The organism is Pontibacter sp. YIM B11418 (assembly GCF_059278805.1).
This window is the reverse complement of record NZ_JCAEMH010000002.1, coordinates 530,931-555,140: the sequence shown is the minus strand read 5'-3', so window position 1 is coordinate 555,140 and position 24,210 is coordinate 530,931. Positions and strand designations below refer to the sequence as shown.

The following is a 24,210-nucleotide window of genomic DNA, read 5'->3' as shown; positions in this document are numbered from 1 at the left end:
CTACTGGAGCCACTGCCGACGCAGGCGGGTGATCTGCCGTGCGTGGTGGCTGAAGTGATCCTGCAGGAAATCAAGTGTTTGGCAGATGTTGAGCATACCTGCGTATGGGTGCCTGAAAACACACTTATCCAACTGTTGCTGGGGTAGTTCGGTCAGCGTATCCTCCAGTTGGTAACGGGCCGCGTCCCACTGTATGCGCAACGAGTTTAAGCTGGCGTAGGCGGGTACTTTCGCGACTGCGGCAGGTGCTTTAAACTTCATGCCCGAATGCAGCGCAACACGAAGCAACAGCGACCTAAGGCTGTGCGCCAGCGAGGCAGACTCCAGTTGTTCCTCCTGCACTTTGCGTTGTATGTAGCTGTTGGTCAGTTGCTCCACCTGAATCAGGTGAGCCACCGTTTGGTTGATAGACCACTTGCCAGCATAGGCGGGCCGGTTAAGAAGATCTTCATCTAACCCCTCCAACTCCCCGATCAGCTGGTTACGCGACTCTTCCAGTTTCAGGTATCGGCTTTCAAGCAATGGATTCATCAATTGAAGGTGGCTATAGGTGGTTGTGCTCATAGGTAAACGTAGGTTTAGGTCGATTATTGATTGCCAATCTACATAAATTTCTGATTAGTGCAACGGGTGGTGCTGTTTTTTTATACCTAAATGGTTGATTATAAGGTCGGTGATTTAATATGGAGTAAAATATATAATTGGATAAGTTCAACTTTAGTGCAACAAAGGAGGATAATTCTTTTCTTTGCAGAAAATATACAAACAGCATGGAGATGACTAATGACCCGGTAGGGGCTGCTATACAGGAATTTATGGCAGGTGACCGAAAGGCAAAAATTGTGGTGGAGAGCAACCTGACAGAGGATGATGAGATAGAAGTGGCTTACCTGTTCCGGACACCGGAAGAAATGCCGGAGCTTGAACTGCTGGCGCTGGAGCAGTGCCGGGGACGTGTGCTGGATGTAGGCGCCGGCGCCGGCTGTCATAGCCTTGCTCTGCAGCAGCGTAGGGTGGATGTAACGGCCCTCGATCTTTCGGCTGGTGCAGTGCAGGCCATGCGGGAACAAGGGATTAAGCAGGTGCTACAAGTGGATATCTTTAAACTGAGTGGTCAGCGCTTCGACACACTGCTGCTGCTCATGAACGGCATAGGTATAGCCGGTGACCTGGAAGGGCTGGAGCGCTTTCTGGAGCATGCCAAAACGCTTCTTAACCCTGGAGGGCAGATCCTACTCGAGTCCTCGGATATTCTGTACATGTTCGAAGAAGAAGATGGCTCTTTTCTTCTTGACCTGAATGCAGGCTACTATGGAGAGGTCATCTATAATATGCGCTACAAAACACACCAGACAGGCGAATTCAAATGGCTCTTCATCGATCCGGCTATACTGGAAGACTATGCAACTGAGCATGGCTATACCTGCGAGCAGCTGTATGAAGGAGAATACGGCAACTACCTGGCCCGGCTGTCGCTGCTAAAATCCTAAGCCGATTTGTGCAGGAGGCTATACCTTTAACAGCCACTTAACCGTATGCGTGTAAGGTATAGCAAAAAGGTAAACCTCATGCGAAAAAGGCTTACGACAACCTGGGAACTCACCAAACAGACCTTCAAAAAGTTTATCGATGACAACCCGCTCGACTATGCGGCCATCATCGGGTTCTACACCATTTTCTCCTTGCCGGCCGTGCTTATCATTACCATTCGCATCGCAGGCGCTGCTTTCGGGCAGGAGGCCGTGCGGGGCGAGGTGGTGAAGCAGGTGGGTGGTATTGTGGGGCGCAACAGTGCTGCCCAGGTGCAAAGTATCATCGAAAATGCCAGCCAATCGGAGGCCAGTACGATCGGTACAGTGATTGGGGTGCTCGTGATGGCCTTTAGCGCCACGACGGTGTTTGTGGCACTGCAGGATTCGCTCAACGCCATCTGGAAAGTAAAGGCCAAAGTAGAGAAAGGCTTCATGAAACTTGTGATCGGGCGTCTGCTTTCTCTGGCCCTGGTGGTAAGTTTTGGCTTTCTACTGCTGGTTTCGCTGTCAATAGACGTAGTGCTCGGACTTGTGTACGATTACCTGCGGCAGGAGCTCTCAGGTATAGCCGTATACCTGGTAACCATTGGCAACATGCTGGTATCTATCGCCATCGCTTCGGTTATTTTCGCCGCCATCTTCAAAGTGCTGCCCGATGCCCGTATCCGCTGGGCTAACGTATGGGTGGGGGCCGTTGTCACGGCCATTCTGTTCACCCTGGGTAAATTCGTACTTAATATCTATTTCCAGCACGACCCGCTCGCCGATACCTACGGGGCTGCCGGTTCGCTGGTGCTCATACTGGTATGGGTGTACTATACCTCTATCATCTTTCTGCTGGGCGCCGAGTTCACACAGGTATACTCCGAAGCACACGACCGCGGCGTCAGGGCCTCTGACACAGCTGTAAAGGTAGAGAAGCAGGAAATAGAGCAGGACCAGGATACAGGCAAAGTGGAAGTGAAGCGTGATTCGGGTCTGAACTGAGGAGCCATACCTTGTTCTAATACCTGCGACAATAGACCCTGCTGGATATTAATCCAATCAAGAAAGTCTTTTGTCAAATGTCAGCATCACGCCAACCAAAGGCAAGGTATAATCCGGCAACATACATCTTGTTTTACTTGTTGAACAGCCGAATTCTTAGGAGGAGGTATACAAATAAAATATGTAGCGTATAAAATGTGTTGCATTGCCTGCAGACATAGTCTATGCTATGTGTGAACAGAAACCATGATTATTAACCTTAATCCTATACCTTATGAAAAACCTGAAATCCTGGCTGGCTTTGTTTGCCATCCTATCCCTGTTTATGTATAGCTGCGATAGCGGCGGCACCGATGTGGTGGAGTCGGGCACATACCAGGGCAGTGTAAAGAAAGCGGTGCCTGACAAAACAGAGATCTATGTGCAGACCGATGACAACAGGACCCTGGAACTCTACTTCACTGATGCTACTACGCTCACCCGAAATGGTGAAACCGTGGCTTTTGACCAACTGAAGGAAGGCAGCAGGGTAGAAGTGCAGGTAGAGAAAGTGGGCAAGCGCTTGGACCCCGTGGCCGTGCGCATTTTGGACTAGACCTATGGAGGAGCTGCTGAGCTGGCGTACTGAGGCCTGGCATCCACTTACGGTGCATTTCCCGGTGGCGCTGTTGCTCTTCGCTACCCTGGCGAAGCTGCTTGCCGTGTTTCTGAAGCCGCAGCCAGCTGCCTTTTGGCATCGCATGGGCGCTTACCTGCTCTATGCGGGTACAGTAGGCGCCTGGTTCAGCATCTACACCGGCGACCTGGCCGATGGTATTGTGTCCCGGAAACTGTGCGACCCTACCGTGCTGAAGAGCCACGAGCTGGCTAGTTACAACCTGGCCTACCTGTTTACAGGAGCCGCGGTGCTCAATCTGAGTAGTATGTCGGATTGGGTGAAGCGGTATAGCAGGCTGCTGTCGGCAGTAGTGGTACTGCTCATGCTGGCAGGAAGCGGATTTCTGGCGTATACCGGCCACCTCGGTGCAAAGCTGGTGTATGAGCAGGCCGGAGGCGTGCAGGTGCCACCATCCGACTGTGCCGGATTTTAAATCAAAACGGCCCCTGGTTCCAAGAACCAGGGGCCGTTTTTTTATGAATTTCAGTTTAGCTTACGCTTTCTGATACGTTACTTGCTTTACAGCTTCGATCGTACGCGCTACGTTTGGCAACGATGCCTCGATCAAAGTAGGAGCATATGGAAGCGGCACATCACGGCAGGTTACACGTTTCACTGGAGCATCCATATAGTCAAACGCGTTGCTCTGGATGTGGTAAGCCAACTCAGCAGAAATAGAGGCCAGTGGCCATGCTTCTTCTACCACCACCATGCGGTTGGTTTTCTTAACAGAATCAATCAGCGTTTTGTAATCAATCGGACGCACGGTACGGAGGTCGATCACTTCCGCATTGATGCCGTCTTTGGCCAGTTCTTCAGCGGCAGCCAGGGCCACTTTCATCATCTTGCCAAACGACACGATGGTCACGTCCGTACCTTCGCGCTTGATGTCAGCCACACCGATTGGAATCAGGTATTCTTCTTCAGGCACCTCGCCTTTGTCGCCGTACATCTGCTCCGATTCCATGAAAATAACCGGGTCGTTGTCGCGGATAGCCGACTTCATCAGACCTTTGGCATCGTATGGGTTTGATGGAACCACTACTTTAAGACCAGGTGTGTTGGCATACCAATTTTCGAAGTTCTGGGAGTGTTGCGAAGACAGCATACCGGCGCTGCCAGTTGGTCCGCGGAACACGATAGGGCAGGAGTACTGACCACCTGACATGGACATCATTTTGGCGGCAGAGTTAATCACCTGGTCAATGGCCACCAACGAGAAGTTGAAGGTCATGAACTCAATGATCGGGCGTAGGCCATTCATGGAGGCACCTACGCCAATACCGGCAAAGCCAAGCTCGGCAATAGGAGTGTCAATTACACGCTCCGGACCAAATTCGTCCAGCATGCCCTGGCTCACTTTGTAGGCGCCATTGTATTCGGCTACTTCTTCACCCATCAGGAAAACGCTCTTGTCGCGGCGCATCTCCTCAGACATGGCTTCACGAAGGGCTTCTCTAAACTGTATACTTCGCATAGTAATGTTAAAATCTCTGTTCAGCTGGTAAAATTAAGATAACTCTTTCAATTTGCAATGTATAAGCGTCAACTTATCGTATCATCGCTTCCCGGAAGGCCTGTTTCCCGTGGTAAGCGGCAAATTCCGGGTCGTCGAAGGCGCGCTCCATGTAGCTGCGGTCGCGCTGTATGGCCCGGCGCAGGTGAATGCGCACCATGCCCTCGTTTTGCATGCGGGCACCCAACACGGCCAGTGAGTAATGCGCCAGCGGATCTTCCTCCTTCAATTCCAGGGCCTTTTCATAATACTGGCGGGCCCCTTCGTAGTTTTCCTTCAGCAGGTAGCTCAGGCCCAGATTCATGTTCGTCTGGTAATCGTCTCCGGAGTAGGTCAGGCTGTGAATGGCTTCGTCGTACAGACCCATTTCCATTTCCAAAGCGGCTTTGTCCGTAAAAATGCGGTGCAGGAGCTCCTGCTCTCCCCCCATTTTGATGGCGTAGTCATAGATCTGAAGCGCTTTCTCACGCTCACCACGGAGGTGGTACGCACTCGCCAATGCATAGTTTACCTCGGCAGTAGGGTTGCGGAAGCCGGCAAAGTTCAGGTTGTGAATGGCTTTGTCGAGAAGTGCTTCTTTCGCCTTGGCGCGATATTCCTTGCGGGCCATCTCGGTATATACCACGCCCAGGTTGTAGTAAGCGGGCCATTTGTCGGTGGTCTTTACGGCAGCTTCGTACAGCTTGCGGCGCTCGGCAAGCAGGGGGGTCAAGGTAGCGGCATATTGCAGTTCCTCGGCCGTGAGCACTTGCGCACTGATGCTGTCGTCGGCAATGCGGCGGGCCAACAGGTATAGCTCGTAGTCGGGTTTGCGGGTGCGGTTGTAGTCCACCTCCACGCGGGCAAAACGCATCGTTGGATAGATGTATTTGCGTATGTAGTCAAAGGCCGCGCTCTGCTGCAGGGCGTCAGCTTTCTGCTTATCAGTCCCCGTGCCCTGTAAGATCGTGGAGACTTCCTGCTTCTGTGCCTTCGGCAGAGCCGATTTGTTTACGCGCTCCAGCAGGGTTTCCCAGTTAGTCGGTTCTGTCTCCGAACTGATCTCAATTTTTTTGCCGGAGTAGTCGAGCAGACTTGCCTTGCTGCGGTAGTAGTCGGCCAGGGCCTTTGCGCGTTTCCGGGCCAGTTCAGTGCCTTTCTCGTTTGGCGCCTGGCTGCCGATCACTTTGATGGTCTGCCGCTTGACCGTGTCCATGGCGTACTGGTCCAGCACCGGCAGGTTCTCCCCCAGGTAGCTTTTGGTGGTGAACTGGTTCTCGTCGAAGTAAAACAGGATAGTGGCCGGACCATCAGCAACGGTTTTGTAGTTGTCGGGCACATAGGTATAGTCGTTGCTGCGCACCATCAGAAGGGCTGTGGTGTTCAGTCCGGTTGCCACCTGTTCTTCCGGGGTATAGGCTACCCGGTCGCGTTTGCGCTTGTTGATGGCGGTGCCCTGTACCAGCAGTTTACCCTTGTTTTTATGCGGCGCATAGGGGAAAGCGAACTCCTGTGTGATGGTTGGGCGGCGGTTTTCATAGAGGTAGTTGCCTACATCGAAGTTGAGTGCGCCCAAGTGTTCGCGCTGCTGACCGGCAGCTTCGTATACCACATCGATCTTGTAACGGTAGTCCTCATTCTTTTTGAGCATCTTCTCCGGAAGGGTGGCCTTCAGCTCAAATACCACCGCTTCGCCATTGGCTACAAGGGGATTGGGCGTCACTTCAATTTCCTGTTTTTCGGCTTGTTTTACCATGCGCTGCAGGGTGCAGCCTGTGTTGGCTGATAGCATCGCCACAGCCAGTGGCAGGAACAAAGCAACTTTTTTTTTGTTGTGTTTCATATCAGATTTGGGTAACCAACGTAAGATATAGCTGGTACAGGCGTTGTTTAGCAGCTGTACCATAATTTTCGTCGATATTTTTTGACGAAAATCTATTAATTTCCTACTTTTAAATTTAAATCAAACGAAAGTGAAAAGGCTACAATACTTTATCGAATCTCAGGCTTTTGGTGTCTGCGCCATGTTGGGAGAGAAGCTTGGAATAGCCTCTAGCAGCATTCGCCTGTCCTTCATCTACATTTCGTTTTTCACACTGGGCTCGCCTGTTATCCTGTATTTCATAATGGCCTTTTGGATGAACGTAAGCAAGCACCTGCGCCGCGAACGCAGCACTGTCTGGGACCTATAGCTCCCGCACCGTGCGCCGCTGGCGCACAAAGTACTGCCACACAATACTTCCCCTGTAAACGCCTGACATAGCCGGAAAAGTACCTTTCAGCTGCTGTTCTTTTCTGCGCTTGCGCCAATACTTGCTGTTACGCAGCAGATCGGTGTGCGCATTGAGCACCGCCTTGGCGTCAGATGCCTGGCCGGCTACCAGCATACGCAGGGCGGCTAGCCAGTCCAGCAGGATGCGTATAACAACAGTTGAAAACAGCTCACCGGCTGGTAGGTTTTTATACAGCAGCGCCATACCATTTCGGAAGTTCAGGTAGGTTTTGCGCGGATTTGACTTGTGCAATGTGCCGCCTCCCACATGGTATACCTGGCTGTGCCCGTTGTACATCACCTTATAGCCCACGTTCTTGGCGCGCCAGCAAAAGTCGATTTCCTCCATGTGCGCAAAAAAAGCAGGCTCCAATCCACCCAGTCCGTGAAACAAGTTGGCCCGCACAAACATGCAAGCGCCCGTTGCCCAGAACACCTCGACTATATCGTTATACTGCCCTTTGTCTTCTTCCAATGTCTCAAACAGGCGTCCACGACAAAAAGGATACCCGAGCGCATCCAGCATACCGCCGCCTGCACCTGCATACTCAAAAAAGTCGGGGTGCTGCTGCGACACGATCTTGGGTTGGCAAACGGCAATGTTCTCGTCGGATTCCATTAACTGGATGATCGGCTCCGTCCAGCCAGGTGGCACGCCCACGTCCGAGTTGAGCAGCACGTAGTACTTGGCATCCACCTGACGCAGGGCGATGTTATACCCTTCGCAGAAACCGTAGTTGTCGTCGTTTTGAATAATGCGCACCTGCGGAAAGTGCTCCTGTAAAAAAGGGATGGAGCCATCGGTAGAAGCATTGTCGGCCACGATGACTTCGCAGCCAGAACTGTTTTCCACTACCGATGGCAGAAACTCCTGCAAATAACGGAGTCCGTTCCAGTTAAGTATGACAATAGCCGTGAGGCTGGGATTAGAGGCCAAAGTTTCCTAAATCTAAACCGGGGATGTTAGGTAAAAGGCCTTCGGTGCTCTTCTTCATTTCTTCCTGCGCACGCTCACCCGCTGTCAGCATGGCATTGTTCACGGCGGCTACCACCAGGTCGTTCACCATGTCGCGGTCGTTCGTGTTCAGAATGGAGTCGTCGATCTCAATTTTGAGGAGCTTGCGCTGCCCGTTTACGGTCGCCTTCACAAGGCCTGCGCCCGACTCGGCAGTAACGGTAATGTGCTGCAGGTTGTCCTGCGCTTCTTTCATCTTGGCCTGGACTTCTTTCATCTTGCCCATCATGCCCATCATATCAAACATAGTCTATCTTCTTTTTGGTGTACTGTTCAGGTATAAACGTCCCCCGGCCGCCGGGGGTATACAAATATACAAGCATATCTTTTAATCGGGAAATAAAGGGAAGAGAAGGTCCTGCCGATAGTCTAGTACCTGTGGAGAATCAGGCTGAAGCTATACCTGCCAGGTATGGCAAATATTCTACTCAAAGCTGGTAGATTAGCTGAGGCAGGGCCAGCGTTTAAGGTATAGAGGTTCTGATAGAAGAAAGGTCCAGCTTTTAATGGTGAAAAGGTAATTGAAAGCACTCTAGAGGCCTGTTTGCTTAACGCATCATTGTAATGATGTCGGTACGGCGCTTTGTTTCACCCATCAGCTGTAGTCCTCAATGGAAATGATCCTGTCCTGCAGAAAGCCGAAGATCGTCTTCCCCTTCAGTTCTAAAGTATCGCCTGCTTTCAAGTTTTCGGAAAAGTCCGTTGCCAGTACGGCCCTGTAAGCGATCGTGACTTCTGCCGTGTTTTCCTGCTCCTGATAATGAAGCACCACTTGCTCGCGCTCCTTGAACAGCTTTGCAGCTCGCTCGGCCTGTTCCCGAAAGGCCCCTATACCTTGCAGCGAGAGGTTGACTTCGCCATTGGAAATGTTTCTGAACGCCACCTCCTCGTGCAGGTATAGCAGCATGCCCTGCACATCAAAGCGGTTGTAGGCACTGATGTAGTTTTCGATGATTTCTCTTCTGGTCATATACTGATTACAGTTTAGCGGAGCAATGTAACAGTGCCAATGCGCTGCTTTGGCTCCCCTGAGTTACTTACAACATTTACTTCGTAAGCATAAGCCCCGGCAGGCTGCGGTTTGCCCTGGTAGGTACCATCCCAGCTGGTGTCGCGGTCATCGGAAGTAAATACAACCTGCCCCATGTGGCTGTATACCTTGATGCTGAAGGATTTAATAAAGCGGCCTTTCACTTCGAATACATCGTTCAGGCCGTCGCCGTTGGGGGTGAAGGCATTGGGAATATGCACCTGCACGGGCTGCCGGATGATTACGGTATTGGAGTAAGAGTTGGCACTGCCATTGCCGGAAGTTACCCGGATGCGGTATCGCAGTTCCTGCAGTTCATCGCTTGGGCTGCGCTCCAGGTAGGTGTTGCCTGTAACAGGTATACTGCTGACAACGCGGTTGTCGGCGTCCAACAGCTCCAGGGTATAGACGCCAACCCCATCCGGAAAACCCACGTAGCCCGTCCAGCCCAACGTAATGTTCGGGGAGTTTTCCTGGGGAAGTGCGATCAGGTATACGGGGCAGGTGGTGTTGCTGAGAGTCGAGCTGCGTTCACAGGGATTGGAATAGCCGGCGCGGTAACACACCGGACTCAAAGGCTGCAATTGGTCCGTAAATACCGTTTGCTCGCTGGTGGCAAGATCAGTAAATGGCACCCCGTCAATGCTGCGCTGGTAGCGAACCTGTTGGGCTGTCTGGCCGTCCAGAATGGTCAGGGTGAGTTGTATCTGGTTGTTCTCGTCATAAGTGCTGTAGAGGTAGCCGACAGGTGGGGTGGCAGTGGAAGTGGCCTGCAGACAGCGGGAAGCAGAGATCGAGCGGCTCAGTCCGTTATTCGAAATACTATTCACCTGATAACAGTAGTTTTGTCCGCAGCTCAGGTTAGGGTCAGTGTAGGTGGTCGTGCTGCTGTTCAACTCCGCAGTCTGATTGCCGTCGCGGTATACCTGGTACCCCTGCACAGCTCCTGCTATATTTGACCAACTGAGGTTTGCCAGTTCATTGCCTGCCTGCACACCCAATACGAGGCTGCTGACAGGTGCTGAAAATATCGGCAATCGATTACCACAATTATCAGCAGGGCGGATCCGGAACTGTATGGGTTGCCGGGTATCTACGTTGCCGATTCTGAAGTCAGCCAAACTGGTTTGAGTGAGGGGTGAGGTTGTGTGGATGGCTTCGAAATTGCCGTTTGCTGTTGCGCGTCGTTCCAGCACATAGCGGTATCCTGGCTGCAGGTTTTCGAACGTAAACAGAATTTCACCATCTGCCGCCTCCCGCAGAACTTCCAGCTGCCCGATGACTGGTGTGGGAGGAGTAGGCAGGAGTGTAAGTGTGTTCGAACTACTTCTCTCGCAGGAGCTTCCCATATATTTCCCCAGCACACGAATGGTATAGGAAGAAGCCGTGCTCTGGTAGGTATAGCGCGCCTGTTTGCCGGCAGCCACGCCATTCACCACGCTGTTGTCGCCGTAATCGATGTCGTAGGCATCATACCCGATATCTTCAATGGTAAGCTGCACGGAGCGATCGGCGCAGGCCTGTACGGAGAACTTCGGAGTAGGGGTGGCTACAACTTCAAATTCCTGAGGTTCTATGGTCGTGGGGCTTCGATTAATAATTTGGGTAATAATGTACTTTCCTGGTGTCGTATAGGTATACTGGAAGCGACCATCAGTTCCACGACTAACCAATTCACTCTCAATGTAATTTTGAGGGTCAAATGCTTCAGGACCCGGATCATAGAATGTTGTAAATTGTACATTTTGGCCGGAGTTGCAGTCCTCAAAAAAAACAGGTATACCGACGCAGATCACTTTCACTTCTACGCCATTCTGGATTGCCCGGAAGCAGCCATCCTGTCCCCAAACAGGTATAGCAGCCAACAAAAGCGATATAAACAGCAGCAGTCTCAAGCGTTAGGTATAGGTGTGCTACGAATATAGCGATACGAGGAATAGGAGAAAAGCTTATACCTGAATTTCAGGTATATGAGCGCAGTGATTTAGCTGATTTTATGGGGTGCTTTATTTGGGAGTGTGGTATTTGAACTGGAGACTTTGATTATGCCGGTCATTAACCTGGTATTGATGCGGTGTACGTTACTTGATTCGTATCAATACACTGTTACGAGTTCAACCATCGAATTTGATAATACTAGGGTAAAAATCTAAAACTGTAAACAAACAAGGCTACTCCTCCAATGAGGAAGATGAAAGAAAGCAATGCATACTTCCGTTTCTGTTGGCTTGACCATTTTTCAAACTGTTTGAAATAAGCCAGATATTTATCCTTTTTAAAAACTGTCAAATGGCAGATCATATAAGCCAATGCCATACAAATCACAAACGGCCGCCAGGAAAAACTGATTGGGTTTGTGAGGAGACTATTAAGCATTAAAAAAACTGCCCATATTATCAGAAGCATGATTACAGTCAGTCCGACCCCTGAATTCTGAATACTAAACCCAAACCTTTTATCGCTCCACAGGCCATCCACTACTTTCTTGTGGCTTGTTCCCTGTGCTTCAAACTTTCTTTCTACCGCAGGTATTTTTCCTAGTAGATTAAATGGATTGACTTTATTAATCAGTAGGTGACGTTTATAATCAGCTTTGTACCAACAGTAATGGATGACGTTCAATACGAATTCAATTTTCTTGATCATGTTATAATGCCTCCGGCGAATGCTTTTGATAAATCAAATTCTGAATTAAAGTACCTATTCATAAATGGTTGTTACTATATCTTGCTCTTAATTCTAGCGGATTGCAGGTATAGAAAGATTAGGTTCTAAACCTTATCATCAATTGCGGTCAGTTTTCTCTCTGTCGCTATACCTATATTTTCTTCTTGAGTGAAAAGCTACATCATTCCTTAACGTTATCAGATTCGCTCCATTCTGGTGGGGACTTTCAAAGAGGTATAAAAGAGAAATCCGCAACGGCTTTCTGTCCTGCTGCGGATTTCCGGAAATCTAAAGTGCCGTCTAAGCTAGTACGGTTGGCAACTGACACGCTTTGAGAAAAGCCACGCTGCGTTCCATGTCCGGATGCATCACGCGGTCGGTACTCACGAACGGAATCTGCTCCCGGAAATCGGCCACTAGTTGTTCCAACTGAGGGGCGGTACGTAGCGGACGTCTAAATTCCATTGCCTGCGCAGCGTTCATCAGTTCAATGGCCAGCACGCGCTCTACATTTTGCACCACCTTATACAGCTTCGTAGCCGCATTGGAGCCCATGCTCACGTGGTCTTCCTGTCCGTTAGACGATGGGATGGTGTCGATGGAAGCCGGGGTGCAAAGCTGTTTTGTCTGGCTCACAATAGATGCGGCGGTATACTGCGTGATCATAAAGCCGGAGTTCAGGCCAGGTTCTGCCACCAGAAAGTCTGGCAAACCGCGGCTGCCGGAAATAAGTTGGTAGGTACGGCGTTCGGAAATGCTGCCCAACTCCGCTAAAGCTATTGCCATAAAATCCAGCGCCAGCGCCAACGGCTGCCCGTGGAAATTACCGCCTGAAATGATCTCGTCCTCGTCCGGAAAAATGTTCGGGTTGTCGGTCACGGAATTGATTTCGGTCAGAATCACTCCTTCAGCATAGCTGATGGCGTCTTTGGAAGCGCCATGTACCTGCGGAATGCAGCGGAAAGAGTAGGGGTCCTGCACGTGTTGCTTAAACTGGCTGATCAGTTCGCTACCCTGCAGCAGGTGGCGGAACGTGGCGGCCGTCTCCAGTTGCCCCAGGTGCGGACGCGCCTGGTGGATCAGGTGGTTAAACGGCTCAATGCGCCCATCAAAAGCGTCCAGCGACAAGGCGCCCACCACATCGGCCGTGCGTGACAAACGGCGACCCTGCAGAAGACAATGCACTCCATAGGCACTCATGAACTGGGTGCCGTTCAACAAAGCGAGGCCCTCTTTGGCCTGCAAAGCGACAGGCTCCCAGCTAAACATCTCCAGCACATGGCGGCTCTCCAGTCGGTAACCCTGATAATATACCTCTCCCAAGCCGATCAGCGGCAGGCAAAGGTGCGCCAGTGGAGCCAGGTCGCCACTCGCTCCAAGCGAACCCTGCTGGTACACGATCGGGTAAATGTCACGGTTATAAAAATCGATCAGGCGCTTCACCGTCTGGAGCTGCACGCCACTGTTACCATAGGCCAGCGACTGTATTTTGAGCAGGAGCATCAGTTTCACCACCTCTGCCGGCACTTCGTCGCCCATCCCGCAGGCATGCGACATCACCAGATTGCGCTGCAGCTGTTCGAGGTTATCGTGCGAGATCTGCTTTTTGTAAAGTGATCCAAAACCTGTATTAATGCCGTAGATGCTCTTGTCTGTGCTCGCGATCTTGAGGTGCAGATAGTTGTAGCAGTGCAAAATGCGCTCCTCCGCCTCCTGTGACAGGGCCAGGCTATACCTGCGGTTGATGATTTCCTCGATTCGCTCCAGGCTCAGGTGCTGACTGGAGATATGGTGAATGTCGCTCATGTTATTGTTTAGTTTGCTTCAGATTTCAGCTGGGCGATGATGTCGTCGATGTAAAGCTCGTCCTGTTCACCGGTCTGCATGTCGCGGAGCTTCAGTTTGCCGGATGCCATTTCTTCGGAGCCTACCAACAGCACAAAGGGGATGTTTTTCTGATCCGCATAGCTCATCTGCTTCTTCAGCTTGGCAGTTTCCGGGTATAACTCAGAGGCTATACCTGCGTTGCGCAGTTTCTGCAGCAGAGGCAGGGCGTATCGCTCCGATTCTTTATCGAATTGCACAATCAGCACTTTGGTGCCAACCTCGCTGCTGGCCGGGAACAACTGCAGTTCCTCCAGCACGTCGTAGATGCGGTCCACGCCAAAGGAGAAACCCACACCCGATACGCCCGGCATACCGAACATGCCTGTCAGGTTATCATAACGACCACCGCCGCTGATGCTGCCCATGTTGGCGTTATTCACCTTTACCTCAAAGATGCAACCGGTATAGTAGGAGAGGCCTCGTGCCAAAGTAACGTCCAACTGCAGGCGCGGCTGACCAGATGGGTTCTGAGTTGTAAGGGCGTCACTGCCCAGATTCTCCAGGTACTCCCATACCTCTAGTAGGTCTTTCAGTCCGCGCTGTCCTTCTTCAGTGTTGCCAAGCAGGGTTTGCAATTGGTCTAGTATCTCTTTGTTCGATCCTTTCAGATCATAAAGCGGCTCCAACTTGTTCACAGCGCCCTCGGCTATACTTCGTTCCAGCAGCTCTTTGCGAACACCTTCTGCCCCGATCTTGTCGAGCTTATCGATAGCCACGCAAATGTCGCCCTCACGGCCTTTTTCACCAATGGCCTCAGCTATACCTGCCAGTATTCCCCGGTGGTTGATCTTGATCGTGAAATCTGTCATACCTAGGCTGCCCAACACTTCGTCTATCATCTGCACGATCTCCGCCTCGCACAGCAGGGAATTGGTACCCACCACGTCGGCATCGCACTGGTAAAATTCGCGGTAGCGACCACGTTGCGGACGGTCGGCGCGCCAAACCGGCTGAATCTGGTAGCGCTTGAAAGGGAAGCTGATCTCGTTGCGGTTCATCACCACAAAGCGGGCGAAAGGCACTGTCAGGTCATAACGGAGTGCCTTCTCAGAAATCTTGCGGGTGATGTGCTTAGAGCCCTGCTCTATGTCAGCGGCAGTTGCCTTGGCTAGGAAATCGCCGGAGTTCAGTATTTTGAAGATCAGTTGGTCTCCCTCGTCGCCGTATTTGCCTGTGAGCACAGAGAGCTGCTCCATGGCGGGAGTCTCAAGCGGCAGGTAGCCGAATTTCTCGAAAGTGCGCTTGATGACGCCAAATATATAGTTGCGCTTGACCACCACGGCGGGGCCAAAGTCGCGGGTTCCTTTAGGTATAGAAGGTTTTTCCTTGCTCATGTTTTCAACTTTGAAGGCGAAGTTACTAAAACAGGAGCAAATGCACGGACTGATTTTTAAAATGCGTTGTCTTCCCCGCGCACCATATTATACACAGTATAGAAGACGATTTTTAGATCCAGGAAGAAAGACCAGTTCTCGAGGTAAAAGATGTCGAGCTTCACGCGGCCGCGTATTTGGTAGTTTGAACTAGTGTCACCACGATAACCGCGTACCTGCGACAAGCCCGTTATACCTGGTTTGATGAAATGGCGCACCATGTACTTCTCCGCTACCATGGCATATTCCTCGTTCACCTTGAGCATGTGCGGGCGAGGCCCCACGATAGACATTTGCCCCATGAATACATTAAAGAACTGCGGTAACTCGTCCAGACTGGTTTTGCGCAAAAAAGCACCGACGCGCGTGATACGCGAGTCGCCACGTCGGGCCAGCAACGAGTGCGCTTCATTGTTTATGTACATAGACCGAAGCTTCCAGCAACGAAATGTTTTATAATTAATACCGGAACGCTCCTGACCAAAAAAGACAGGCCCCCTGGAGTCAAGCTTTATGAGCAAAGCCAGTAGAGGGATCAGCCAGGAAAGCACCAAAATGATCACAATAGAGGAGAACAGGATATCAAAGGCACGCTTAATCACCTTATTGAACGTATCATCAAGTGGGATGGAACGGAACACCAGCACAGGAAGCATGTCATGAAAGTCCAGCTTCATGCGGGTATGATGGAAGCTGCCCGGCTCTGGCAAAAACTTCATACGGATAAGGCGGTCGTCGGCATCGTTCATTAATCGGATGATCTGATTACGAGGAAGCTCAAAAGGGGAGCAGTAAATCTCGTCGATATGATTTTCCTCCAGATAACCCGCAATATCAGCTATTGAGCCGAGCACGTCCGGCTCACCTACGGCCTTGTCATCAAAGAAACCCATAAAATGGTAGCCATACTCCGGATGAACCTCAAAAAAGCGACGAAGCTCTTTGCCGGCTTCTCCCATCCCCACAATCACTACAAACCGTTTGTTATAGCCTTTTCTTCGAAAATGCCGCAGCAGGATAAGTACTACAAAACGGTAGAAGGCTACAAAGCAAGCCAAAAAACCATAGTGCATGAATAGAAACTGGCGAGTTAAGCCCTGGAGGTCAAATAATTGTATGATGGTCTGAAACAGAAGTATATACAGCAATATAACCTGTAGAGCATTCAGCAGGAGTCTATTTATAGACACTGCACGATAAATTTTGAAAGTTCCTAGCAGAAGAGAGCACGTATACCAGGCAGATAGTGCATACAACAAAAGTTGTATGTAGCCTGAAAATGTCAGTGTAGCAGTTTGTTCTACTGTTACCTGATAGGCGATAGCAAATGAAAGCGCGATAGAGACCGCGTCGCCAACCGCATGCAGCGGTCTGATATATTTATTGTATAAGCCGGACATAAAAAGATCGCTACAAATATATCAAAAGAATAATTTATACTCCATGTATGTTTTGTGTGCTTATTACTTATGTCCGTAAATAAGTAGTTTTACTGCATTTACCTGTAGCAAATTAGAAACAGGAGTAGCACTCGTATAATATAATGTGACAGTTATTCAGCAACTCTAGAGCCTTTAAGTCAATCTAACGCGGGACATTATAAACTGTCCCATTAGTCGACCTATTGAATGCAGTGGCTTTCAGCAAAATGAACAAGAAAAAGCAAAAGAATATAACACCCTGCGCACTAGATAAAACTGATTCCGTGATCGAACAAGCTATGATTAATATAACAAAGCATCCTAACAGCCAACTCCTATTTTTGAGAGCGATAAAGAGGGGAAGCAGGTAGCAGCACAACAATACTGCTAAACCAGGTATACCAATTGCAACAGCGGTGTCCAGAAATTGATTATGGGGATCGAAACGGTTCTCTGCAGCATAAGTGAAGTTCCTGTTTCGGTAGGCTTCTACTAATTCGTCTTTCACATCACCTGTGCCCACGCCAAACGGGTTTTGCCTGATTACATCAACAGCACACACCCATTTGGCTAGCCGTAGGTTTAACCCGTTCCATTTGGCCTCACTGTCTTCTCCTGAAAAGTGATAAATATCGGCTGTATTGGAGAAATCATAGCTTATGTTGCGCAGGCTCTTGAAACGTGACACCGTCTGGGGAAACACTATAGAAAGTCCAACTATAAATGCCAGTAAGGCTGCGACCATTGCTAGCGTATATTTAAGCCTACCATACCTGACACCAACACCGACCAGACTCGCGAATAGAATGAGAAGCAGGATGCCAAGGGAAGTTCGGGAGGCTAAAAGGAAAAGAAAGAACAGCAAAAATAGTATGACCACCACCGACAAAATCTTCCTCCTCCATCCTATACCTGAAAACTGCTCCCAAAGGTTATGGACGAGTATTAGGATCGAAAAAGCAACATAAATCGCATAGTAAGACGCCTGTTTCCCCATAATGGACACCAGCCCGTCGCTGAAAAAATAATTAAAGTCATTCTTCTCCAGCACGACAAGGGTTTGGTACACAAGTGCCACAAGGCTAAGTACTGCACAGGTATAAGCGAATGTGAGCAGGGACTTATGCAAGTAGTCCTGTCTGATGGTGGCTGAGCCAATCAACAAAGGGAAAACTAGCAAAGAGGATCTGGTTTCCAAACTCTTGATACCGACTCCAAAATCCTCTGTGTAAAGAACGCCGACCAGGTATAGTGCGAACAGCGCGAGAAATGAAACGGTTACCCGATTTGCAACTAATTTTTGATACTTCGCCTTGAAATTTCCCTCCAGGAGCCACACCAGCGCAAACAGTATGATGGATATGTTAGTAGGGGCCTGCTTTGGAGAAAAGAGCGACACCGCTATCAAAAGCAAGCTGAAGAAATAGCCTCTTTGAATGAGTGTTTCCTTTTTAGATGTCTGGATGAGTGCTTTCATTTAAGGAGTATGGCCTTAGCTTTGGATACAAAGCTGTAGGGTAGGGCACGTAAGGTCAGATTTCTGAGCAGGCCAGCAACAAAGTATAAAGAAGGCGTTCTGTTATCTAATAATATTCTTATTTTACTTTTAAGCTGAATGTTTCGCTTCGTGTGTGAAATACCGCCCGGATTGATTTCACAGTACGTCAGCACTTCTTGTATGATATATGTTTTATACCGTTGAATAAACCTGAAAAAGAACGCGTAATCCTCGGCGGCTTTGTAGTTGACAGGGTATGGGCCTATTTCGTTCAGAGCTGCTGCGCGGAACATCACAGATGGGTGTATAAAACTGCACTTCAGGTACATGTTTTTAACAATGTCCTTATGCTCGGAAGGGGCCTTGTAGGTATAGACTTTCTTCCCCTCTCCGTCTACAAACTCGACCCATGAGCCGATCAGGTATACCTCAGGATGCGCGTCCAGGTACTGCTTTTGTTTTATAAACCGGTCGGGAGCACAGGTGTCGCCACAGTCAAGCCGGGCAATGTACTGATATGGCATCTTCTCCTGTATATACTTCAGCCCATTGTTAAGCGTCCTTTCTATCCCTTCGTTTACCTTGTTATAAAGGAACGTAATCCTCAGCCTATTCCGGTACAATTGTTGGAGCCGATATTCATCCGGCTTGGTATGGCTGCCATCATCCACTACCAAGATCTGGATAGGCGTAGGAAAGACTATTGAGTTCAACGAGCTCTCCAATCCTGCCGGATTGTTATAATGCGGAATCAGGACAACGATATCATTGCTCATTGGCAGCCAACTTAATTTTGTTTGTTTCAATCTTTAAAAACAGGCCGATATACAACCAGATCAACGCATCAGTGCCTCTGAACTGAATAAGAGATGCAATAAAATAAACCAGAATGATAATGGCCAAGGGATTACTTAACCGGGACTTGAGAGCCTTGATGCTGATATTATACACCACGATAAGGTATAAAAGCAAGCCAATAATGCCAAACTCGATCAGGAGCTGCATGTACAGGTTATGCAGGTTGTCTTCCTCATAGTCAATTCCTGATATCGACTCTAAGGCGTAAATGCCATTGCCGGCACCATAGCCCATAAATTTGCTATCCCAGAGCGCTGAACCATAATATTGCCACATCGCAAATCGGCCACCCATACCCTTGTCGCTACTGCTGCCGAACTCTGTGAACCGCTGCAGAGCGTATACCTTCTCGGCCAGGTTATCCAAATCAATGAAAAGAATGAAAGCCAGCACTGCCATTAAACCCAGCATAACAATAGCGCGTCGCTCCTGTTTGGAGGTTGTGGAAGATATAAATTTGAAACCGGCTACCAGAATAGCAATCACAACGCCAACTCTGGAGGCATAAATCATGCTAACTGCCAGTGTGACAATTAGCACCAGGTAGAAGAGCCTTTTCCGGTTAATGAAAAGGGCCGTGTTCAGCCCCATCCAGGTTGCTTCCAGGTTTGTGCCCCCTCCATAGAGGGTATAAATGTCTGGGTGACCGTCCGGGGCTTTCATAAAGCGCTTAATCTCCGGGATATGGAAGAAAAGTTTGCCAACAATGATGATGAAAACAAGCAAAGCCGCCTGCTGGAGGACTTTAAAGACTTGCTCTTGAGTAATGGTCCCTGCAATGTAGTAACCAATAACAAAAGCGTATAAGGCGAACAGGTGATTTACCAGAAGCCTGTTGAACGGGTATACCAGAAAAAGCAGCAGGGAAATTAACGTTATACCTGCAAAATACTCAAATACATAGGATGGAATTTTGAGCAGCTCGCTCTTTGGCTTGTAAAAAAGGAAAGGTATAAATAAGAGCGCAAAATAGTGGTAAAGCTTGATTGCTGTGCCCTCAACCAGTATCCAGCCCGTCAAACCCAGGTTCTGCAGGTTGAGAAACAGAAAGAACAGAAATAGATATAAACCGAAGCTGTTTACCGTGAGTCGCATCTTAGTTAATAGGATCAGCGCAATGTGCTGCAAAGTGGCTGACAAAATGTAAAATTAGGAAAATAATGTTCCCAAAAACTAATATTGCTTCTTTATAGGGGAGATACGGGTCCGGTAGAAATGGTTTATAAAAGACAAGGGCGTGTCAGTTAAAGCCTGCGAGATCTTGTACCGCATCATGGTCCAGTAGTAGTAAATCTGATGAGTGATCCTGTTGCCAAATACCTCGTTCTTTGCTCTAAGGACCTCGCGATAACATCCTTCTATATTTGCCGATACCCCGCCTAGCCTCATATTGGTGATAATAAGATCCACGTAAATGAACTTCGCCCCAGCATTGTAAAAGCGTAGTAACAGGTGGTAGTCCATTGCCAGTTTATAGTTGAGGTCAAAGACGCCATACCTGTCGTAGAGGGTCTTGCTGACGAATACAGTGGGATGGTTCAGGCTCATTTCCAGGGGCAGGATGTCCAGATTGGGCCTTGCCTGGTGCGCTTTGCTGCCGTCCTGGTTCCAATACTGCTTGTTGCCGTGCAACACACTTTCCGGCTCATAGTGGGCGACCATATTGGAGATGGCCTCCGGCTCATACCAGTCGTCGGCATTCAGTATACCCACCAAGTCTCCCGTGGCGAGGGTAATTCCTTTATTAAAGGCATCGCTTATACCTTTGTCAGGCTCGCTTTTCCAATAAGCCAGTTGACTGTCGTATTTCCTGATGATATCGAGTGTACCGTCCGTAGACCCACCATCTACTATAATATATTCTATGTTTTTGTAGCTCTGTGAAAGAACGCTTTGGATGGTTTGCTCTAAGTACTTCTCACCATTGTAGACAATGGTGATCACCGACACTAGAACACCCGTTTGCGATCTCGTTTCAGATTTATTTAGGCGGTATCCTCCTGACAACGTGTGGGCCATGGTATAGTAAACTTTGTAAACAGATAAGGCTAAGGCTCTACATCACCTTAATCATGTGGTCTTTACCTGCAATTTGGGCGTACAGGCGCTGGTACTCCTGGGAAACAATACGTATGTCATATTCTTTTTCACTCCATTCCCGGGAGTTTTGTTCCATTTGGCGAAGGTTCTCCCTGTTTTGCATAAGCCACTGTATTTTGCTGATGGCCTCTTCTGCTGTCAGAAAACTGAACCCGTTATAACCATCCTTTACCAGATCTCTGTTTCCCACGCAGTCTGACAGAAGTAGACATTTTCCTAAACTAAGAGCTTCCAGAACTGAAAAAGGCAAGCCTTCCCATAAAGAAGTGGACAGGTATAGGTCACCTGATCTAACGGTGCTCTCTACTTCTTGTTTTGACAGCCAACCCGTAATATCAATATTATCGGCACTCAGAATTTCTCGTTGTACTTTCTCTCCTTCGCCTATCCATACAAATTTTACATCCTGCTGGTTGGCAAAAGCCATGGCTATACGGTTAAACAGTAAAGGATTTTTCTGCTCAGTGATCCGGCCGCAGGTTACGATCGTGAAGGGCTTTCCCGGTTCAGTTGGCTGAACTGGGGTAGACCAGTCTGGTAGAGCAGTACCGTTGTTGATAAAAGACGTTTTGATGCCGATCTCTTCATAACTGTGCGCCTCTGAGGATGAGCAGCATACCACTTGGCCAGAAAGCTTGTTGGCAACTTTCTCCAGGAGGATGTAGAGTGATTTCTTTTTGGGAGAAACATCGGCACGGGCAAAGGGAGCGCCATTCGGGGTATAGATCACCTGCTTTTTACCTAACAGGAAGCAGGCTGCCCTGCCTATAAAACCAGCCTTGGAAGAATGTAGGTGAACAACATCAGCTCCTTCAATGCCTTTCAAAATTTGAATCAGTTCCGTCAAAGCTTTGAGGTCCTGACCAGGCCTGATTTCCCGCTGGGCATTTTTCCAGTGTATGAAACTGACTCCTTTCGGGAATTTAGCTTTAACTGCCTCAGCGCTGGTTTCATCCACCCGCTCTCCATGAATGACAACATGCTCGCAGGAAGTGTACTGTGTCAGCAGGTTAATAAAGTGTGCCGTGCCGGCTGCAAAACACTCAACTACATGGACTACTTTCATGGAAAGGGTGTGGTAAATAAGCTTGAACAGCTACAAAACTAAAGATTGTAAATGAAAGGTACGTTAGAATTGCCAATAAACTCCTTTGGTAAATATATAAGCAAGTTTCGTAACCTATTATGAACCAATGCCTAAAGCTTTTTTATACTGTTCTAAATAAGCCTGGATTACTACACTTACATCAAAAGCGCTCACCGCTTTCTCTCGTGCAGCACGGCCGGTGGTCTCATTGTTTTTATTTGAAAGCACCCAGTCAATTCCTTTTGCCAAATCAGCGGTGCTGTATGGCTCAGCAAGATACCCATTGGCTTTATGATCAACAATATCGAGAAGCCCCGTAGTTCCGAACGCGACAACAGGGGTACCGCAGCTCATGGATTCGGTTGCAGCTTGACCAAAAGCCTCCTGATAACTCGGGACAACCGTAACATCGGCCGCGCTGTATATTATTTGTAATGCGATGTTGTCGTGTATCGTACCCAAGTAGTGAGTTTCTATACCTGTTTCGAAAGGTATAGCTGGCTTGTTGCTACCGATGATCAATAGCTCTACATCTTCAGTTTGAATTCTGTTCAGGCTATCTAATAAAAGGGTGAAGCCCTTATTCTGGTCGCCCAATGCGTTTTTTGCGCCGAATAGTATGAACTGTTTCTTTTCCGGTAGGTTTAATATGTTTCTTGCTACCGACTTAGCAACAGGCGAGAAGGAGCGGGTGTCGAGAGGTATAGGTATAGGAACGACTTTTCTTTCGCCGAGTAACTTACTTGCTGCAGCAGATTCTGCCAGCCATTTACTAGGTGCGGTGATGGAAAAGTTCTTAATTTTGGAATAGGTTCTTTTCTTGCGGTTAAAAACGATACTGCTTAAGTCGCGTTGCCGCCTAGAACCTAGAACAGGGCAGCTACCGCAGCCATCCAAATACCTTTCGCAGCTAAGCCTTACGTGACAACCACCTGTAAATGCCCAGCTGTCATGCAACGTCCAGATTATAGGAGACTTGATCCGTGCGATTTCTTCGATGCTCATCATGCCCTCGCCTATCCAATGCAGATGCACGATATCAGGCTTCAGCGCATTAATTCTGTTAGCTATGCCGCTCATAGGAACCCAGGCAGCCGAAAAGTGGGCTTTTGGACCGTTTGTATAGAAGAGCTTTGGCAACTTGTCCAAAAAAGGTCTGATAATAGCTGCCGCCTTTTGCATAGACGTACCAGGCCCCATTACAGTGCAGTCATCAGTTTCTTTTGACTGCACGAGCATATGGCTGTCTATTCCTGTTTGCAATAGGGCCTTGTGAATTCTGGATGCAGCACGTGCGGCACCCCCTTGCGTTTCAGATGTATTTACATGCACTACCCTCATCCGCTACATCCCCAATACAAGCCTGCGCAATTTGTTGAAAGCCCGCGTTGTGGCAGACTTGCGGTTAAAAGCATGAGTATAAAGCCACTGGTCATACCCATTGTCAACAAATTCACTCAAGTCAACTTCTACTTCATGGGCAGGTATAGCACTATGTGTTGGATCAACGGCTACTAAGTGAGTTGAGTCTTCCCCAAAACCTATATTGGACACCATATTGGTGTTAGGAGAAATGAATTTGGCATTATTCATCAACATTTGAAAAGAAAGTTGGTAATCCCATGTGTTTATTTCTCCAATGGCTGTTTTATGAAAGGATCGCTGAAAGTATCTTCTAGTATCTTCAGGTGCATCTCGCAGCGCAGGGACATCATCAATATTGCCCGTCCAGTTTTTCATCTGTCTATCGTACTTTTCCCAGACACGCCTCCAGGTTGCCCATCCCCAGATCAAAGGAAAACTGACCAAAGATGCTTTGTCGGCAATAGCCTGACTTACAGGAGCCCGGTAATCCCCGGTTATACCATATATGTTTTCGTGGTCTTTGTATTTAATCAAAGCTTCCTCTGCATACCTAAAGAAGCTCTGGCTTGGTAAACAATCATCTTCCAGGATAATGCCGCATTCTTCGTGTTCAAAAAACCAGGAAATTGCGCCACTTACGGCTCTTCCACATCCAAGGTTTGTGAGTCGGAATAGGGTTTTTACCTCACAGTCCCAATCAACATTGTCTGTAATAAATGTTCTTACTGCCTGCACCTTCTCAAGTTCGCCAGCTACATTTTCTCTGGGGCCATCCGAAGCCAGGTATAGCCTGGGCGGTCTTGACTGACGTATAGATTCAAAGACTTTCCGGGTGGTTTCGAGTCGGTTAAAGACAATGAACAGAACTGCGGTATGCAGTGAATTGCCAACAATAGGGTTTTGGGTACTTTCCATCTTAAAATGAGTAGCGCAAAATAGCCTGTGTATTTATGTTAAGAAGCGTC

Annotated in this window: 23 protein-coding genes; 5 read left to right on the top strand and 18 right to left on the bottom strand. The window is 48.8% G+C overall.

All coding sequences use genetic code 11. The features are described from left to right. Complete coding sequence (locus tag AC4QZR_RS06820; RefSeq protein WP_253403628.1) at positions 1 to 564, bottom strand: DinB family protein; 564 nt, start codon at positions 562 to 564, stop codon at positions 1 to 3. Between the two features lie 206 nt (positions 565 to 770). Here AC4QZR_RS06820 and AC4QZR_RS06815 point away from each other — a divergent pair, with 206 nt between their 5' ends. The 4 genes from AC4QZR_RS06815 to AC4QZR_RS06800 all read left to right on the top strand — a co-directional run bounded on the left by AC4QZR_RS06815 (position 771) and on the right by AC4QZR_RS06800 (position 3,610). Continuing rightward, complete coding sequence (locus AC4QZR_RS06815; protein ID WP_494480222.1) at positions 771 to 1,490, top strand: class I SAM-dependent methyltransferase; 720 nt, start codon at positions 771 to 773, stop codon at positions 1,488 to 1,490. 78 nt (positions 1,491 to 1,568) lie between these two features. Then, complete coding sequence (locus AC4QZR_RS06810; protein WP_253403632.1) at positions 1,569 to 2,519, top strand: YihY/virulence factor BrkB family protein; 951 nt, start codon at positions 1,569 to 1,571, stop codon at positions 2,517 to 2,519. A 274-nt stretch (positions 2,520 to 2,793) separates the two neighbouring features. After that, entirely contained in the window at positions 2,794 to 3,114 is a 321-nt protein-coding gene (locus AC4QZR_RS06805) for a hypothetical protein (protein WP_494480221.1), read from the top strand. A 4-nt stretch (positions 3,115 to 3,118) separates the two neighbouring features. Further along, entirely contained in the window at positions 3,119 to 3,610 is a 492-nt protein-coding gene (locus tag AC4QZR_RS06800; protein ID WP_494480220.1) for a DUF2231 domain-containing protein, read from the top strand. 60 nt (positions 3,611 to 3,670) lie between these two features. Here AC4QZR_RS06800 and AC4QZR_RS06795 read toward each other — a convergent pair whose 3' ends face one another. Next, positions 3,671 to 4,654, bottom strand: a complete 984-nt coding sequence (locus AC4QZR_RS06795) for a pyruvate dehydrogenase complex E1 component subunit beta (protein ID WP_494480219.1) — start codon at positions 4,652 to 4,654, stop codon at positions 3,671 to 3,673. A gap of 73 nt (positions 4,655 to 4,727) precedes the next feature. Continuing rightward, positions 4,728 to 6,515: a tetratricopeptide repeat protein gene (locus tag AC4QZR_RS06790; protein WP_494480218.1), complete on the bottom strand. Its 1,788-nt coding sequence runs from the start codon at positions 6,513 to 6,515 to the stop codon at positions 4,728 to 4,730. A 130-nt stretch (positions 6,516 to 6,645) separates the two neighbouring features. On the opposite strand from AC4QZR_RS06790, the gene AC4QZR_RS06785 reads away from it, so the two are divergent. Then, a complete protein-coding gene (locus AC4QZR_RS06785; RefSeq protein WP_303412854.1) occupies positions 6,646 to 6,864 on the top strand; it encodes a PspC domain-containing protein in 219 nt (72 codons plus the stop codon). On the opposite strand, the gene AC4QZR_RS06780 is transcribed toward AC4QZR_RS06785, so the two are convergent. The 15 genes from AC4QZR_RS06780 to AC4QZR_RS06710 all read right to left on the bottom strand — a co-directional run bounded on the left by AC4QZR_RS06780 (position 6,859) and on the right by AC4QZR_RS06710 (position 24,160). Further along, on the bottom strand, positions 6,859 to 7,881 hold the full coding sequence (locus AC4QZR_RS06780; protein ID WP_494480217.1) for a glycosyltransferase family 2 protein: 1,023 nt from the start codon (positions 7,879 to 7,881) through the stop codon (positions 6,859 to 6,861). The genes AC4QZR_RS06785 and AC4QZR_RS06780 overlap by 6 nt on opposite strands. Continuing rightward, on the bottom strand, positions 7,871 to 8,206 hold the full coding sequence (locus AC4QZR_RS06775; RefSeq protein WP_116544553.1) for a YbaB/EbfC family nucleoid-associated protein: 336 nt from the start codon (positions 8,204 to 8,206) through the stop codon (positions 7,871 to 7,873). The genes AC4QZR_RS06780 and AC4QZR_RS06775 overlap by 11 nt, the downstream gene beginning before the upstream one ends. A gap of 348 nt (positions 8,207 to 8,554) precedes the next feature. Beyond that, on the bottom strand, positions 8,555 to 8,929 hold the full coding sequence (locus tag AC4QZR_RS06770; RefSeq protein WP_494480216.1) for a nuclear transport factor 2 family protein: 375 nt from the start codon (positions 8,927 to 8,929) through the stop codon (positions 8,555 to 8,557). Between the two features lie 14 nt (positions 8,930 to 8,943). Continuing rightward, entirely contained in the window at positions 8,944 to 10,884 is a 1,941-nt protein-coding gene (locus AC4QZR_RS06765) for a T9SS type B sorting domain-containing protein (RefSeq protein WP_494480215.1), read from the bottom strand. Positions 10,885 to 11,125: 241 nt separating this feature from the next. Next, positions 11,126 to 11,635, bottom strand: coding sequence for a hypothetical protein (locus AC4QZR_RS06760; RefSeq protein WP_494480214.1), 510 nt, complete (start codon positions 11,633 to 11,635; stop codon positions 11,126 to 11,128). Positions 11,636 to 11,956: 321 nt separating this feature from the next. Further along, positions 11,957 to 13,462, bottom strand: a complete 1,506-nt coding sequence (gene hutH / locus AC4QZR_RS06755) for a histidine ammonia-lyase (RefSeq protein ID WP_494480213.1) — start codon at positions 13,460 to 13,462, stop codon at positions 11,957 to 11,959. 8 nt (positions 13,463 to 13,470) lie between these two features. After that, a complete protein-coding gene (gene hisS, locus AC4QZR_RS06750; RefSeq protein WP_494480212.1) occupies positions 13,471 to 14,877 on the bottom strand; it encodes a histidine--tRNA ligase in 1,407 nt (468 codons plus the stop codon). 56 nt (positions 14,878 to 14,933) lie between these two features. Next, positions 14,934 to 16,316 carry an undecaprenyl-phosphate glucose phosphotransferase gene (locus AC4QZR_RS06745; protein WP_494480211.1) on the bottom strand — a complete coding sequence of 461 codons (1,383 nt, stop codon included), beginning with the start codon at positions 16,314 to 16,316 and terminating at the stop codon, positions 14,934 to 14,936. Positions 16,317 to 16,500: 184 nt separating this feature from the next. Continuing rightward, positions 16,501 to 17,814 (bottom strand): O-antigen ligase family protein, encoded by a 1,314-nt coding sequence (locus AC4QZR_RS06740; RefSeq protein WP_494480210.1) that lies wholly within the window; start codon positions 17,812 to 17,814, stop codon positions 16,501 to 16,503. Beyond that, complete coding sequence (locus AC4QZR_RS06735) at positions 17,811 to 18,611, bottom strand: glycosyltransferase (RefSeq protein WP_494480209.1); 801 nt, start codon at positions 18,609 to 18,611, stop codon at positions 17,811 to 17,813. The genes AC4QZR_RS06740 and AC4QZR_RS06735 overlap by 4 nt, the downstream gene beginning before the upstream one ends. Further along, a complete protein-coding gene (locus tag AC4QZR_RS06730; RefSeq protein ID WP_494480208.1) occupies positions 18,601 to 19,833 on the bottom strand; it encodes an O-antigen ligase family protein in 1,233 nt (410 codons plus the stop codon). Before AC4QZR_RS06730 ends, AC4QZR_RS06735 begins: the two co-directional genes overlap by 11 nt. Before the next feature lie 33 nt (positions 19,834 to 19,866). After that, positions 19,867 to 20,712 carry a glycosyltransferase family 2 protein gene (locus AC4QZR_RS06725; protein ID WP_494480207.1) on the bottom strand — a complete coding sequence of 282 codons (846 nt, stop codon included), beginning with the start codon at positions 20,710 to 20,712 and terminating at the stop codon, positions 19,867 to 19,869. A 37-nt stretch (positions 20,713 to 20,749) separates the two neighbouring features. Beyond that, positions 20,750 to 21,859, bottom strand: a complete 1,110-nt coding sequence (locus tag AC4QZR_RS06720; RefSeq protein ID WP_253403666.1) for a glycosyltransferase — start codon at positions 21,857 to 21,859, stop codon at positions 20,750 to 20,752. A 117-nt stretch (positions 21,860 to 21,976) separates the two neighbouring features. After that, a complete protein-coding gene (locus AC4QZR_RS06715) occupies positions 21,977 to 23,221 on the bottom strand; it encodes a glycosyltransferase family 4 protein (protein ID WP_494480206.1) in 1,245 nt (414 codons plus the stop codon). A gap of 3 nt (positions 23,222 to 23,224) precedes the next feature. Then, positions 23,225 to 24,160: a nucleotide-diphospho-sugar transferase gene (locus AC4QZR_RS06710; RefSeq protein WP_253403670.1), complete on the bottom strand. Its 936-nt coding sequence runs from the start codon at positions 24,158 to 24,160 to the stop codon at positions 23,225 to 23,227. Positions 24,161 to 24,210: the final 50 nt, after the last annotated feature.